Here is a 13,956-nt window from a genome sequence, read left to right on the forward strand (position 1 = left end):
ACCCCGCACAGACAGCCTCGATGAACGACGCCCGCACCTGGCTCGAGTACCTCACACTCATCGCAACCCCTCACGTTGCAACGACTGTATGAATTCACCTGGCGCTGAACCCCCGAAAATGGCGCGAGGCGACGGGTGTGCCGGCGGGAGCGCTCAGTCGGCGGTGCGCGGTGGCGCCGTCGTCGCGCCGCGGTGGAAGGTGCTCGTGAAGGTGACGGATGCCGGATGCTCGCCGGCCAGCATCCGCACGACGGCCTCCCCGGCCGCCCGGCCCTTCGCCTGCGACGGCTGCACGAGCGTCGTGAGGTCGTAGTCGAGGCCGTCGACGCGTACGCCGTCGAAGCCGACGACGCTGAGGTCCTCCGGCACCCGCAGGCCGAGCTCCTCGGCGGCGCGGATGACGCCGGCCGCCAGCAGGTCGCTCTGCGCGATGATCGCGGTCGGGCGTGGTGTCGCGGCCAGCAGTTCGCGGGCAGCGATGAGCCCCTCGTCGAGGTAGCTGCCGGCTGCGACGACCCCGGCGGCGTCGGGGAAGACGTCGCGGGCACCGGCCAGGCGTTCGGTCGCGGTGGCGACACCGGAGGAGGCTGCGCGCTCCTCGGTGAGAGCTCCGCGGGCGCGATCGGGCGCGAGCGGCAGCAGCACGATGCCGACCCTCTCGTGTCCGAGCTCGCGCAGGTGCTCGGCCCCGAGCCTGGTGGCCTCGCGGTTGTCGAGGGCGATCTCGGGAACGTTCTCGCCGGCATCCCCCTCGATCACGACGGCCGGGATGCCCCGCTGCGTGAGCATGGCGATGGAGCGCTCGAGGGTGGTGCTGCATCCGAACAGCACGACGGCGTCGAGGGGTGCCGTCTCGAGGCTCACCGGCTTGTCGCTGCCGGCGCCGGCCGTGAGCAGGAGCAGTGCCGCGTCGATCTCGCCGATGGCCTCGCTGACCCCGTCGAGCATGGCGATGTTCACCGGGTCGCGGAAGGCCTCGCTCACGCGATCGTCGATCACGACGCCGACGATGCCGCTGCGGCCGCGACGCAGCGAGCGGGCTCGCGGATCGGGGCCGGCGTAGTGCAACTCACGGGCGGCGGCGAGCACCCTCTCGCGCGTGGCATCCGACACCGGACCCGTGCCGCTGAAGGCGAGCGAGGCCGTCGATGGGGAGCATCCGGCGCGCGCTGCAACGTCAGCCAGGGTGGGGCGTGTGATCGTGTCGCCGTCCACTGAATCCTCCTCGGCACGCGTGCGCCGGCTTGACCGCGGCGCTTCGTCGTCGGTAGTTTAGTCGAATCGATTCGATCGAATCGATTCGATACGCCAGAATGACAGTTCCGCCCGTTCCACCCCGCCCGGGCCTCTCAGCACAGGATCCTCCGATGTCGCAGACCACTCCCCCTGACAGCAAAGCCGACACCCCGGTGCGCACCCGCCGGGAGCTCCTCGCCTGGCGCAACGCCGTCTTCGCCATCTTCTTCCTCAGCGGCCTCTCGATCGCCAGCTGGGTCGCCAGGATCCCCGCCGTGCGCGACGACACCGGGCTCACCCTCGGCGGCATCGGGCTCGTCATCTTCGGGATGTCGGCCGGCTCGGTGCTCGGCCTCATCGCGGCGCCGTGGTTCCTGGCCCGCATCGGCGCCCGCCGCGGCATGGTGTCGGCACTCGTCCTCGTCGCGATCGGCATCGTCATCGTCGGGCTCGGCAGCACGGTGCTGGCGGCGCCCGCGGTCATCTTCGTCGGCATGGCCATGTTCGGCTTCGGCAACGGGGCCTGCGACGTGATGATGAACGTCGAGGGCGCCCTCGCCGAGCGTGAGAACGGCAAGACGCTCATGCCCCTCATGCACGCCTTCTTCAGCTTCGGAACCGTCGCCGGCGCCGGCATCGGGGCGCTCGCCTCGGGCCTCGACATCCCCGTCGCCCTGCACCTGATCGTCATCGGGGCGCTCATCGTGACGGCCATCCTGATCACCATCAGGTTCATCCCCATCCGCGAGTCGGCCGGCGACGCCCGCGCCGGCCAACCGCGCGAGCCGTGGCGCGAGCGCATGCGCCACTCGATCGCGGCGTGGAGCGACGTGCGCCTGATCTTCATCGGCGTGATCATGCTCGGGATGTCGTTCGCCGAAGGAAGCGCCAACGACTGGCTCGCCCTGGCCACAGTCGACGGCCACGGCTACGACAACACCACCGGAGCCCTCGTCTTCGGCCTGTTCGTGACGGCCATGACCGTGAGCCGCGTCGTCGGCGGACCCGTGCTCGACAGGTTCGGCCGCGTGCCCGTGCTGCGCACCTGCGCCGCCCTCGGCGTGCTCGGCCTGCTGCTGTTCATCTACGGCACCGAGACCTGGATGCTCCTCACCGGCGTCGTACTCTGGGGCTTCGGATGCGCCCTCGGCTTCCCCGTCGGCATGTCGGCCGCAGCGGACGTCGACGACGACGAGGCCGCCGCGGCTCGAGTCAGCGCCGTCGCCATCATCGGGTACTGCGCGTTCCTGGCCGGCCCGCCGCTGCTCGGCTTCCTCGGCCAGCACTTCGGCATCCTGAACGCCCTGCTCGTGCTCCTGGTGCTCATGGTGCTCGCGGGCCTCGCCGCCCCGGCCGCCAGGGAGCGCACGAAGGTCGGCGCCCCCGCCGCCTAGAGTCATCCGATCGAGCGCATAAACTCATCCGGTGCGTCTTGTCATTGCGAAGTGTTCCGTCGACTACGCGGGACGCCTGAGCGCGCACCTGCCCCTGGCCACACGGCTCCTCATGCTGAAGGCCGACGGCAGCCTCCTCGTGCACTCCGACGGCGGCAGCTACAAGCCGCTCAACTGGATGAGCCCGCCGTGCACGATCAGCATGAGCGAGCCGAGCGATGAGCAGCGCGAGTTCGGCATCACCGAACTCTGGACCGTGACGCAGGCCAAGACCGCCGACCTGCTCATTGTCTCCATCCACGAGGTGCTGCACGACTCGGCCCATGAGCTCGGCATCGACCCCGGCCTCCAGAAGGACGGCGTCGAGGCGCACCTGCAGAAGCTCCTGGCCGAGCAGATCGAACTCCTCGGCGAAGGACACAGGCTCGTCCGCCGCGAGTACATGACGGCGATCGGCCCGGTCGACATCCTGGCGACGGATGCCGACGGCGGCTCCGTCGCGGTCGAGCTCAAGCGCCGCGGCGACATCGACGGCGTCGAGCAGCTGACGCGCTACCTCGAGCTGATGAATCGCGACCCACGCCTGGCCCCAGTGCAGGGGGTGTTCGCCGCGCAGGAGATCAAGCCGCAGGCTCGGACTCTCGCCGAGGATCGCGGCATCCGCTGCCTCGTCCTGGACTACGACGCCATGCGGGGCATCGACAACGCGGACGAACGACTGTTCTAAGGCCTCGTCGACGCACCTCCGAGCCGTTCCACTTCCTGTGCGCGTGCTGAGCAACGGCTGAGTACGCATACAGCCCGCATTCCGGCTCTGCACACCTTGCTCCCCTACTATTTCCCCGTGAGCACCACCGACACCCTCAGCATTCCGACCACGGCCACCCGCACGTGGACCACCGTCCTCTTCGACCTCGACGGCACGATCGTCGACTCCGCACCCGGCATCACGGCCGCCCTCGAGCGCACTCTCGTCGCGCTCGGGCTGCCGGTTCCGGATGCGGCCGGACTCCTCTCCTACGTCGGCCCTCCGCTCCTGGAGAGCTTCATGGAGCGCGCCGGCATGACGGAGCCCGAGGCCCGACACGCCCTCAACCTCTACCGCGCCGACTACAACTCCACCGCCGTCGAGACCGCGGTCTTCCCCGGCATGGCCGGCCTGCTCGAGCGCCTGCACAAGTCGGGCGTCCCCCTCGCCCTGGCGACCAGCAAGCCCGAGACCATCGCCACCCTCGTGCTCGAGCACTTCGACCTCGCACGGTACTTCACCGTGATCACCGGGGCGACCGAGGACGAGTCGCGCAGCGAGAAGGCCGACGTCATCGCCGAGGCCCTGCGCCGCCTGCAGGCCCTCGGCATCGACACCAGCCACGCCGTCATGGTCGGCGACCGCTCGCACGACGCCCTCGGGGCAGCGGCCCACGGCATCCCGACGCTCATGGTCGAATGGGGCTACGGCTCACCGGCCGAGGCCGTCGACGCGATCGGAACCGTGTACTCGGCCGACCAGCTCGCCAAGAAGCTGCTCTCCTAACCGCAGGAACGCGGCGTCGTCGTCGCGACGAGAACGCCACGCCAGCCCCGTCGAAAGGCCCCACCATGCGCGCCGCCAACGTCACCGGTCCCGTCGCCCACCACGGTGAAGGCCCGGTCTGGAGCGAGTCATGGGGCGGCCTCCGCTTCGTCGACCTGACCGAGGGCGACCTCCTGACGCTCGAGGCCGACGGCACCTCGGTTCGCCGGCTCGATATCGGCAGCCCTGTCGCCGCCTTCGTCCGGCCGCGATCCAACGGCGGCTACATCGTCGCGACCGAGCGCGGCCTGGGTCTCAGCGATGATCCGGATGCCGCACCCACGCGCACCGTCGAGTTCTGGACCGACCCCGGCATCCGCATGAACGACGGCACCACCGACCCGCTCGGACGCCTCTACGCCGGTTCCATGTCGTACGCCGAGGAGACCGGCGCCGCGAAGCTGTACGGAGTCGGCACCGACCTGGCGGCGTCAGTGGTGCTCGACTCCGTGACCATCTCGAACGGGATCGCCTTCTCCCCCGACGGCAGCCTCTGCTACTACGCCGACACCCCGACCGGTCGCATCGACGTGTTCGACAACGTCGACGGGGTGCTGCGCGATCGGCGACCCTTCGTCACCATCGATGCCGCCATCGGCTACCCCGACGGCTTCACCGTCGACGCGGATGGCCGGGTCTGGGTCGCCCTCTGGGCCGGCTCGGCCGTGCACGCCTACGACCCCGACGGCGGGCTGGCCTCCATCGTCGAGCTCCCGGTCTCCCAGGTCAGCGCCTGCACCTTCGGCGGAGCCGACCTGGGCACGCTCTACATCACCACGTCTCGCCAGGGCTTCTCGCCCGATGACGAACCCGAGGCGGGATCGCTGTTCTCCGTGCGTCCCGGTGTCACGGGCCTGCCCGTCGTGCCGTTCGCCGGCTGACGGTTCTCGCGCACGACCGCCGCCGACGACGGCCACACCTCTGTGTGCACGGCCGGCGGCTTTCGGGTCCCCGCCATCCGTGCGCCCCCCACTGGGCGGTGCAAGCCGTCGTCAGGCGTTGCGCTCGAACGCTCGCCTGCGGCTGGGCCGACAGGACGTTCGGCGAGTCTATTGGTGGCGAACCACGAAAACAAACCAGTCGTCCCGTTTAGGTCGCGCGGCGACGACACCGCCCCATTGTGGGTACGCTTTTCTCGGGGCGAGCGGAGGAACGGATGACGCAGCAACAGCGCGCCCAATTGACACGGGAACGCGCCATCGAGGGCGCAGCGGCAGTGTTCGCCCGGGTCGGGTATGCGGCGGCATCCATCTCCGACATCTCCTCGGAGACCGGGGTGTCGAAGGGCTCGCTCTACTTCCACTTCAGTTCGAAGGAGGAGATCGCACGGGCCGTGCTGGAGCGCGAGCAGGAGTTGGGCAAGCAGTCGGCCGAGCGTGTGATCGCGGCATCCGCCAGCAGCCTCGAGGCGACCATGGGTCTCTGCGCCGACTTCGCGCACTGGATGAGCACGAGCATCCTCGCTCGTGCCGGCGTGCGACTCACCACGGAGACGACGACGTTCGACCCGCCGCTGCGCGGTCCGTTCGAGGACTGGATCCCGCTCATCGGCGCGCTCCTCGAAGGCGCTCTCGCTGAGGGCGACCTCCGTCCGGACGTGGATCCGCCCACTCTCGCTCACTTCGTCATCCCCGCATTCACCGGGGTGCAGATGGCCTCGGGGGTGCTCACGGGCTACGGCGACCTGATCCGTCGCGTGCGCGAGATGTGGATCGTCATCCTTCCCGGCATGGTGCGCCCCGAACGGATGGCGGCCGCCCTCGAGGCGCTCGACCGCGTGCTGCCGGACGTCTGACGCGACGCCTGACGCGACGTCGTGCCGACATCAGGCTCGCTGTCGGACCGACGTGATCGGACTGCGCCGACGCGCCGCGTCCGTCATCAGCGTCGACTCCTCCCTAGCGCGGCCCAGTCGCGCGCGCCTACCATGGCAGTCCGGGCACGACGACGTGGCCGGGCGAGGTGAGAGAGGGCGTTCGATGAGTCAGACCCCGAGTGACGAGACCGGCCGCGACGAGACCGAGGGCCAGTACACCGAGAAGGACGGCGAGGGCGCTTCCGAGCGCGAGGTGCACGGCCAGTACACCGAGACCGATGGCGTCGGCCCCGATCCCAGCGTGGAGGGCGCCTACACCGATGAGGATTCGCCGGCCGCCGAGTCCGAGGGCGACTTCACCCGCACCGACGAGTAGTCCCGGCGCTGATGGTACGACTGCTCCGAGCCGGCTGCCGGGGCAGGCTGACGGCGCGGGCTGTCAGCGACGGCTACTGCACCAGGCGATCATCGCGGTGGGCGCCGTAGAAGGCGGCCTGCCAGCGCATGATCTCGCGCATGCCGGCCTCGGGACCGACGCCGTAGACGGTGGAGACGAAGCCGAGCTCGCGCTGGATCGCCCAGATCTCGTCGTGCCGTTCCGGCGGCAGGATGCTGGCCGGCGTTCCGACCGCGACCCAGCCGATCGGCACGATCGCCCCCGGGTCGATCGTGGTGTTCACCTGCACCACGCCGTTGATGCGCACCTCCGCGTCGGCCCCGATCACGGCGCCGGGAAAGACCGATGCGCCCGTCGCGATGAACACCTCGTCGCCCACGCTGGCTCCGTTGATGTGCGCCCTGGGGCCGATCATCACGGCAGACCCGATGACCACCGGATGCCCCTCCCGGCCGCGCAGCAGGGCGCCCTCCAAGATCACGACGTCGTCGCCCACGGTGATCGGGCCGTCCTCGGCGCTCAGCACGGCGCCGTGCAGCACGCGCACGTTCTCACCCAGGGTCACGTCACCCGAGATCACGGCGGTCGACGCGACGACAGCGGAGGCCGGCACGACAGGGGTGCGGCCACGATGTTCGATGAGCATGCGGTCAGCCTAGGGGCGGTCCGGGGCGGGCGGGACGGGCGGCCGGGGGCGGCCGATCCGGTTCCGGCCCGCGCCCTTGCTCGCCAGGTACGGCCGCTGCATGCCAGGGCACGCGGCCGCACCTGGCGACCCGAAGGGTGCTCAGCGGCCACAACCGGCGAGCCGGGCGGTCCGCCCGATCCGGACGGGCCGGCCGCCACGCTCTCCGCTCGCCAACTACGGCCGCCCCCGGTCCCGGCGCACACCCCAGCTCGCCAGGTACGGCCGCTGCATGCCCGGACACGCGGCCGCACATGGCGATCCGAAGGGTGCTCAGCGGCCACAACCGGCCAGCCGCCCGATCCGCCCGGCCGATCCGACGGGCCTACGGACGGACGGTCGGTCGGACGGACGGACAGACGGACGGGCCGAACCTGATCGCGGCGCGCCAGCCGGCCGCCGAGGGTCGCCGCCCTAGGACGCGGCGTGCTTCTCGACGAACGCCAACGCCTCGTCGGCGACGGTGCGCCAGCCGTTGTCGATGGTGAGCGAGTGGCCGCGACCCGGGATGACGATCTCCTCGGTGACACCCGGGTTCTTCGCCTGGATCTTGTAGCTGGCGTTGCTGATCGCCAACGGCACCGTGTTGTCCTTCTCGCCGGCGATGATCAGCAGCGGTCCGCGATCGGGGTTCTTCGAGTCGACGGCGGTCTCCCCGCCGAACGGGTTGAAGTTCGCCGTCGCCGCCTGGAAGAGCGGCAACCCTGCTGCGGGCACGTGGTAGGTCTCGAACAGGTGGCGCGCCTCGGTCTCGTCGAGGTTGTTCGCCCATCCGAAGGTGAACTGCTCGAAGGTGAGCGAGACCCCGCGGTTGATATTGGCCGGGTTCGTGAGCACCGGCGACGCCGACTTGAGGGCCGAGACCGGCAACGGCAGCACGCCCTTGAACGGCGCGTTGTCGATCGACACGGTGGCCGCGGCGACACCCTCTCCGGCGATCTTCTGGGCGATGAGCCCGCCGAACGAGTGTCCGATCACGACGGGACGCTTCTCCAGCCTGGCGATGGCTGCGAGGTAGTGGTCGGTGACCTGGGCCACCATCTTCTTCGCGAAGGCCTCCGGGTGCTCCCGGGCCTCGGCGACGGTGTCGGGGTCGTCGGGCCAGCCTGGGGCGAGGGTGGCGTACCCGTTGTCGTCGAACAGGTCGCGCCAGTTCTTCCAGCTGCTGGAGAGGAGCCAGAGCCCGTGCACGAAAACGACGGGCGTGCGGCCCGATTCGTTCGCTGCGTCGATCTCGGCGATCTCCCACTCGGTGAGCAGGGGGACGGATTCGGTCATGCGGATCTCCTTGAGGTCGGTGGTACCGGTGGAGCCTGGAGGAGAGCGCTTTCATGATGGACGGCGATCCCCGAGCCTCAGTGTCGTCCCTGTACGCCCGCCACCGCTAGGGAGGCGGGCATACAACGTCGGAATGCGTCGATCGGTGAACGCTCGCATCCATCGTCCCGGCCCAGCGGGGAAACCGCCGCGCTCCCGGATGCGCCATGCTTGCGAGCATGGCCGCCTCACCGATCACCACCATCTGGGCGTGGGGCAACTCCGTACCGCCCAGCGCCGACGCGCGGGGCAACGGCTTCGCCGACATGACTCCGGATGCCGTGCTCCAGTTCGCGCGCAAGCACGCGTTGACCGCGGTGTACCTCAGCGTGCCGTGGGCAGCGGACCAGGGTGGCCCGATCCAGGACTGGCTCGCCGCGACCGTCGGCGGGTTGAAGGGCGCCGGGATCACCGTGCTCGCCCTCGGAGGCGACGCATCGTGGGTGTCGGAGCCGGCGCTGGCCGTGTGGTGGGCCCGTTCGGCCATCGCCGCCGCCCCGTTCGACGGGCTGCACTTCGACCTCGAGCCCTGGGTGGCGGGCATCGCGCCGGGGCAGTACGCCCCGCAGCTCGCGGCGCTGTACGACCTGGTGCGCTCCTCGCTGCCCGAACTCGGCGCACGCCCGATCCAGGCCGATGCTCCGTGGTGGTGGGCGGTCACGCCCACCGGTGCGCTAGGCAGCCCGACCGTGCTCGACGTGACGCTGCCGCACCTCGACGGGATCGCCGTCGTCGCCTTCGCCGACCACGCAGCCCGGAGCGACGGCATCATCGCCCTGGCGCGGCCGGCCGCGTCTGCGGCATCCGTCGCCGGAAAGCCGTTCACCATCGGCGTCGAGACCGACACCCCCGAGATCGCCGGAGGCGCCCAGTACACCTTCTACGACGAGGGCTCCACCGTGATGGGCCGGGAGACGAGCCTCGTGCGATCGACGTTCCGGGCCCTGCCCGGCTACTCGGGCATAGCCGTCGAGCACCTGCGCAGTTGGCGCGTGCTGAAGGGCTGACTCCGGTCTCAGGCCGGAGCGGGTCCGGATGCCGCCTCCGACGCGTCGCCCACGGCTTCAGGTGCAGCTGGTCCGGGGAGAGCCGCCCGCGGGGTGCGGATGCCGGCGAACGACACGAGCCCGCCCGCGATGAACAGCACGGCGGTCACGAACGCCACGCGGTGGAAGGCGTCGGTGTCGAGGGTCGCGCCGATGATGGCTCCGGCGCAGGCGATCGACACCAGGCCGGCCACGCGCGACACGGCGTTGTTGACCGCCGAGCCGATGCCGCTCTGAGCCGTGCTGACGGCCCCCAGGATGGCGCTGGTGAGCGGGGCGACCGTGATCGACAGGCCGAGGCCGAACAGCAGGATGCCCGGCATCATCTGCAGCCAGAACTGCAACGGCTCCGTCACCGTGAGCATCAACAGGAAGCCCGCACCCATCGTGAGCGGCCCGATGGTCATGAAGGGGCGGGGGCCGAACCTGCCGGCCAGGGTTCCGAACAGGGTGGAGAGGGTGATCGAGAGGATGGACAGCGGGAGCGTGGCGAGCCCGGCGGCCGTGGCCGAGAAGCCTCCGACCTCCTGCAGGTAGACCGCGATGATGAACTGGCCGAGCGAGATGGCGGCATAGACGGCGGCCGTGGTGATGTTGCCGACGGCGAAGTTGCGCGTGCGGAACAGCGAGAGCGGCATGAGCGGATGCGGTGCGCGCGTCTGCCACCACAGGAATGCCGCGAAGCAGAGCAGTCCGCCGATCAGCGGAACCAGCACCAGCGGGTGGTCCCACCCGAGACGGCCGTGCTCGATGAGAGCGAACACGGGACCGGCGAGGCCGAGCGAGGCCAGCACGGCACCGAGCACGTCGATGCGCACGCCTGCCGCCGCGTGCTCCGGGGCGCCGAGGCGGGCCAGGCGCACAAGCAGCAGCAACGTCACCGTGATGGGGATCACGTTGAGCACGAAGATCGAGCGCCAGCCGACGGTGTCGACGAGCAGACCGCCGAGGGGCGGACCCACCACGAAGGCCACCCCGGTCCAGGCCGTCCACGTGCCTATGGCCCTCGAGCGCGCCGGTCCGTCGAAGGTCGCCGTGATGAGGGCGAGGGAGCTCGGCACGAGCAGTGCCGCGCCGGCGCCCTGCACCGCCCTGGCTCCGATGAGGAACACCGCCGATGGCGCGAGGGCGCACGCGACGGACGCGAGGCCGAAGATCACGAGTCCCAGCCGCAGCACCCGGATGCGGCCGAAGGCGTCGGACAGCGACCCCGCCAGCAGGATCAGCGAACCGAGGGTCAGCAGGTACGCGTCGATCACCCACTGCTGGGTCTCGATCGATCCGCCGAGGTCGTCGGCGATGGACGGCAGCGCCACGTTGACGATCGATCCGTCGAGGAACGAGACGAAGGAAGCGAGCACCGCGACCCAGATGACCAGGCGTTGCCGCATCCGCTCGTCCATGCCCGCAGTCTGACACTCGGCACGGTGTCCGCCTAGCGATCACAGGTGAGGATCGCTCGTCTTCGAAGGCCCACCCCCGCATGGGTGACAGATTCTTGCGCCAAGGCCCCCCATCACGACAGATCCCCGCAAGATATTCATCTGTCCCTCCAATAAGGGCCACAGCCATTTACCAGCAAGGGGTCTTAAGGGCAGGATTCGGGTTACGCCCGTTCACACCTCGGGCGCCGTTTGTGCCCGGCAGGTATCGCTGCGGGGTACGTGGAGGGAGAAGCATGTCAGGAAGCAAGGCTCGCGTGCGCAAGCGCGTCGTAGCGGCCGTCCCCATACTCGCTCTCGTCGCCGCCGGTCTGGCGACGACGGCTGCCGTGGGGCCGGCAGTGGCGGGACCGCAGGTCACACCGGTGATCAGCGATTCCGAGTACTACATGAACTACGCCGAACCACGGGCCGAGGCGGCCTTCGGCACCGACCTGACGGTCGACGGATCATCGAATGCGCGGAGCGCGCAGGATGCGATCGTCGAAGCGCAGAGCATCGACGAGAAGTACGCCAGCGGAAACCCGGTGGCTGCGCAGGGCCTGGCCAAACTCGAGTCCGAGTCGATCAAGACCGGCAAGAGCCCCAAGGCGCTGAAGAGCATCTACAAGAAGGCGTCGACGACGCAGAAGGCCAAGCTCCTCACGATCCTCGTGGAGTTCAACCAGAACGCGGCCGACGACTTCTCCGACGTACAGGTGCCGACCGAGTTCGGTGCGACGGAATGCAAGCTCGGCGACGTGCAGAGCGGACCCCTCCACAACACCATCCCGAATCCCGCGAACGCCTCCAAGCTCGACAACAACTCGATGTGGGTGCCCGACTTCTCGTCGAAGCACTTCAACGACATGCTCTACACCGACAAGGGCATCACGAAGCGCGTGCGCACCGACCTGACGGGACCCGACGGCAAGAAGGGCTTCGACATTTCGGGGTACACCATGAAGCGGATGTACGAGGAGATGTCGCAGGGCGCGTACACCGTCACGGGATCGGCGACGCCGTGGATCACGGTGCCGCACTCCGAGGCGTACTACGGCGCGAGCACCTGCCACCTGAACGACGAGGGCGTCTACGAGGCCGGAGCCATCCAGGACATGCAGGGCCACCCCGACAACCCCCTCGGTGCCGGTCAGCTCCCGATCGACGCCGTGACTGCTCTCGCAGCCGCGCAGCCGAACTTCCCGTGGGCCGACTACGACCTCGAGGACCAGGGCGACCGTGACGGCGACGGCAACTACAACGAGCCCGACGGCGTCATCGACCACGTCGTGCTCGTGCACGCCGGATCCGACAAGTCGGGCGGCGGCGGTGCCGAAGGCACCTACGCCATCTGGGCGCACTCCTCCGCTGTCGCGGGTGGCGCGGCGATCCCCGGCACGAACCTCAAGCTGTCGAACTACATCGTGCAGCCCGAGGACTCGGGCGTCGGCGTGTTCGCCCACGAGTACGGCCACGACCTCGGCCTGCCCGACCTCTACGACACCTCGGGCAACGCCGACTCCGACGTCGACTTCTGGGACCTCATGTCGTCGGGATCGCACAGCGGACCGATCTTCCAGTCGATGCCCGCCCACATGGGCATCTGGGACAAGTACGTGCTCGGCTGGAGCGACCCCGAGGTCGTCAACCCCGGAGACAAGGCGCGCACCATCACGGTCAGCCAGGCCTCCCGTCCGATCAAGCACACCGAGGACGGCGTGAAGATCAACCTGCCCGACAAGGTGGTGACCCTCGCGACGCCGCACAGCGGTGAGGGCATGTGGTACTCCGGTGCCGACCAGTCGTGGGCCGATGTGCGCCTCAAGCGCAACGTCGACGTGCCGACCGACGCCAAGTTCTGGATGTGGAACAACTACGTGATCGAGGAGGACTGGGACTTCGGCTTCGTCGAGGTCTCGACCGACGGCGGTACCACGTGGGTCGACCAGAAGGTGTTCAACGAGGACGGCTCCGAGGCATCGACCCCGGATGACTACCCCGACCCCAATGGGAACCTGGCCACCTTCGGCAACCTCAAGTACGGCCTCACCGCCTCGTCGAACGGCTGGGCACACCAGTACGTCGACCTGTCGGCGTTCGCCGGGCAGAAGGTCGACGTCCGTCTCCGCTACGCGACGGATGCCGCCTTCGAGGAGCGCGGCTGGTTCTCCGACGACTTCGACCTGACCAGCGGTGACACGCCGGTCTGGAGCGATGACGTCGAGGGCGGCGACAACGGCTGGACCAACGAGGTCTCGACGCACACCGACACCACCGGCGCCGGATGGCACATCGATTCCGGAACCCAGGTGAAGGCGCAGTACTACCTGGTCGAGTGGCGCAACTTCGACGGCTTCGACGCCGGCCTGCAGTACGCCTACACGACCGTGTACAGCGATGACGCCTGGAAGGTGCAGAAGATCAAGTACAACGCGCCCGGTGCCCTGGTCTGGTACCGCGACACGACGTACGGCGACGTGAACCACGTCACCGGTGCTCTCACCTCGCTCCCCAGCGGTGGCGCCAAGGGCGGCCTCCTCATCGTCGACAGCCACTTCGATCCGCTCCGCCGCACCGGCGCCGCGGCGGAGCTGGACCCGTCGACGTTGAAGAACATGTCCTCCCGTGCCAACTCGTCCAACGCCGCCTTCGGGCTGAAGAAGACGTACCCGTTCACGGAGTGCATCACCGATGAGGCGTTCACCGAGTACTGCACCAAGGTCCCGGCGCAGGCACCCGTGAAGACCTTCACCGATGACAAGGGCTGGGTGCCCGGCATCGAGCTCCGCGAGGATGGCGCCTACTGGCGCTATGCCGAGGGCTCGGTCGTGGTTCCCTCGGTCGACGGCGCGCCGTACTCCACGCGCGTGGTCAACCCCGACGGCAGCCCCGCCACCGACGCCTACGGCGCCACTCTCGGCGGCATGACGCTCGGTACCGGCAACCCGGCTGACGCCGGCGTGGGGTATGGCACCAAGGTGGAGGTGAAAGCGTCGCTGTTCGACAAGGTGGCGTTCCTGCGGGTCACCCCGCCGCGCGGCTAGTCCGATCCAGCGAACACGAGGCGC

Annotated in this window: 12 protein-coding genes; 8 read left to right on the forward strand and 4 right to left on the reverse strand. The window is 69.4% G+C overall.

Annotation, left to right across the window (positions count from 1 at the left end; genetic code table 11):
- Window positions 1-153 precede the first annotated feature (153 nt).
- On the reverse strand, window positions 154-1,215 hold the full coding sequence (locus tag ASF30_RS19040) for a LacI family DNA-binding transcriptional regulator (protein ID WP_055910578.1): 1,062 nt from the start codon (window positions 1,213-1,215) through the stop codon (window positions 154-156).
- Window positions 1,216-1,367: 152 nt separating this feature from the next.
- On the opposite strand from ASF30_RS19040, the gene ASF30_RS19045 reads away from it, so the two are divergent.
- The 6 genes from ASF30_RS19045 (at window position 1,368) to ASF30_RS19070 (ending at window position 6,395) form a co-directional block, all read left to right on the forward strand.
- Window positions 1,368-2,630 (forward strand): MFS transporter, encoded by a 1,263-nt coding sequence (locus ASF30_RS19045; protein ID WP_055910581.1) that lies wholly within the window; start codon window positions 1,368-1,370, stop codon window positions 2,628-2,630.
- 31 nt (window positions 2,631-2,661) lie between these two features.
- Window positions 2,662-3,357: an endonuclease NucS gene (gene nucS, locus ASF30_RS19050; protein ID WP_055910584.1), complete on the forward strand. Its 696-nt coding sequence runs from the start codon at window positions 2,662-2,664 to the stop codon at window positions 3,355-3,357.
- 117 nt (window positions 3,358-3,474) lie between these two features.
- Window positions 3,475-4,164 (forward strand): HAD hydrolase-like protein, encoded by a 690-nt coding sequence (locus tag ASF30_RS19055; protein WP_055911031.1) that lies wholly within the window; start codon window positions 3,475-3,477, stop codon window positions 4,162-4,164.
- A 65-nt stretch (window positions 4,165-4,229) separates the two neighbouring features.
- On the forward strand, window positions 4,230-5,084 hold the full coding sequence (locus tag ASF30_RS19060; RefSeq protein WP_055910585.1) for an SMP-30/gluconolactonase/LRE family protein: 855 nt from the start codon (window positions 4,230-4,232) through the stop codon (window positions 5,082-5,084).
- A gap of 275 nt (window positions 5,085-5,359) precedes the next feature.
- Entirely contained in the window at window positions 5,360-5,998 is a 639-nt protein-coding gene (locus tag ASF30_RS19065; RefSeq protein WP_055910586.1) for a ScbR family autoregulator-binding transcription factor, read from the forward strand.
- A gap of 184 nt (window positions 5,999-6,182) precedes the next feature.
- Window positions 6,183-6,395, forward strand: coding sequence for a hypothetical protein (locus ASF30_RS19070; RefSeq protein WP_055910594.1), 213 nt, complete (start codon window positions 6,183-6,185; stop codon window positions 6,393-6,395).
- Between the two features lie 73 nt (window positions 6,396-6,468).
- Here ASF30_RS19070 and ASF30_RS19075 read toward each other — a convergent pair whose 3' ends face one another.
- Window positions 6,469-7,062, reverse strand: a complete 594-nt coding sequence (locus tag ASF30_RS19075) for a gamma carbonic anhydrase family protein (protein ID WP_055910597.1) — start codon at window positions 7,060-7,062, stop codon at window positions 6,469-6,471.
- Between the two features lie 453 nt (window positions 7,063-7,515).
- Window positions 7,516-8,379, reverse strand: coding sequence for an alpha/beta hydrolase (locus ASF30_RS19080; RefSeq protein ID WP_055910600.1), 864 nt, complete (start codon window positions 8,377-8,379; stop codon window positions 7,516-7,518).
- A gap of 218 nt (window positions 8,380-8,597) precedes the next feature.
- Between ASF30_RS19080 and ASF30_RS19085 the strand changes: the two genes are divergently transcribed.
- Complete coding sequence (locus tag ASF30_RS19085) at window positions 8,598-9,425, forward strand: hypothetical protein (RefSeq protein ID WP_157497525.1); 828 nt, start codon at window positions 8,598-8,600, stop codon at window positions 9,423-9,425.
- 8 nt (window positions 9,426-9,433) lie between these two features.
- Here ASF30_RS19085 and ASF30_RS19090 read toward each other — a convergent pair whose 3' ends face one another.
- Window positions 9,434-10,867 carry an MFS transporter gene (locus ASF30_RS19090; protein ID WP_055910606.1) on the reverse strand — a complete coding sequence of 478 codons (1,434 nt, stop codon included), beginning with the start codon at window positions 10,865-10,867 and terminating at the stop codon, window positions 9,434-9,436.
- 275 nt (window positions 10,868-11,142) lie between these two features.
- Here ASF30_RS19090 and ASF30_RS19095 point away from each other — a divergent pair, with 275 nt between their 5' ends.
- A complete protein-coding gene (locus ASF30_RS19095; RefSeq protein ID WP_055910609.1) occupies window positions 11,143-13,932 on the forward strand; it encodes an immune inhibitor A domain-containing protein in 2,790 nt (929 codons plus the stop codon).
- Window positions 13,933-13,956: the final 24 nt, after the last annotated feature.

The organism is Leifsonia sp. Leaf264, from assembly GCF_001422325.1.
Classification (GTDB): domain Bacteria; phylum Actinomycetota; class Actinomycetes; order Actinomycetales; family Microbacteriaceae; genus Orlajensenia.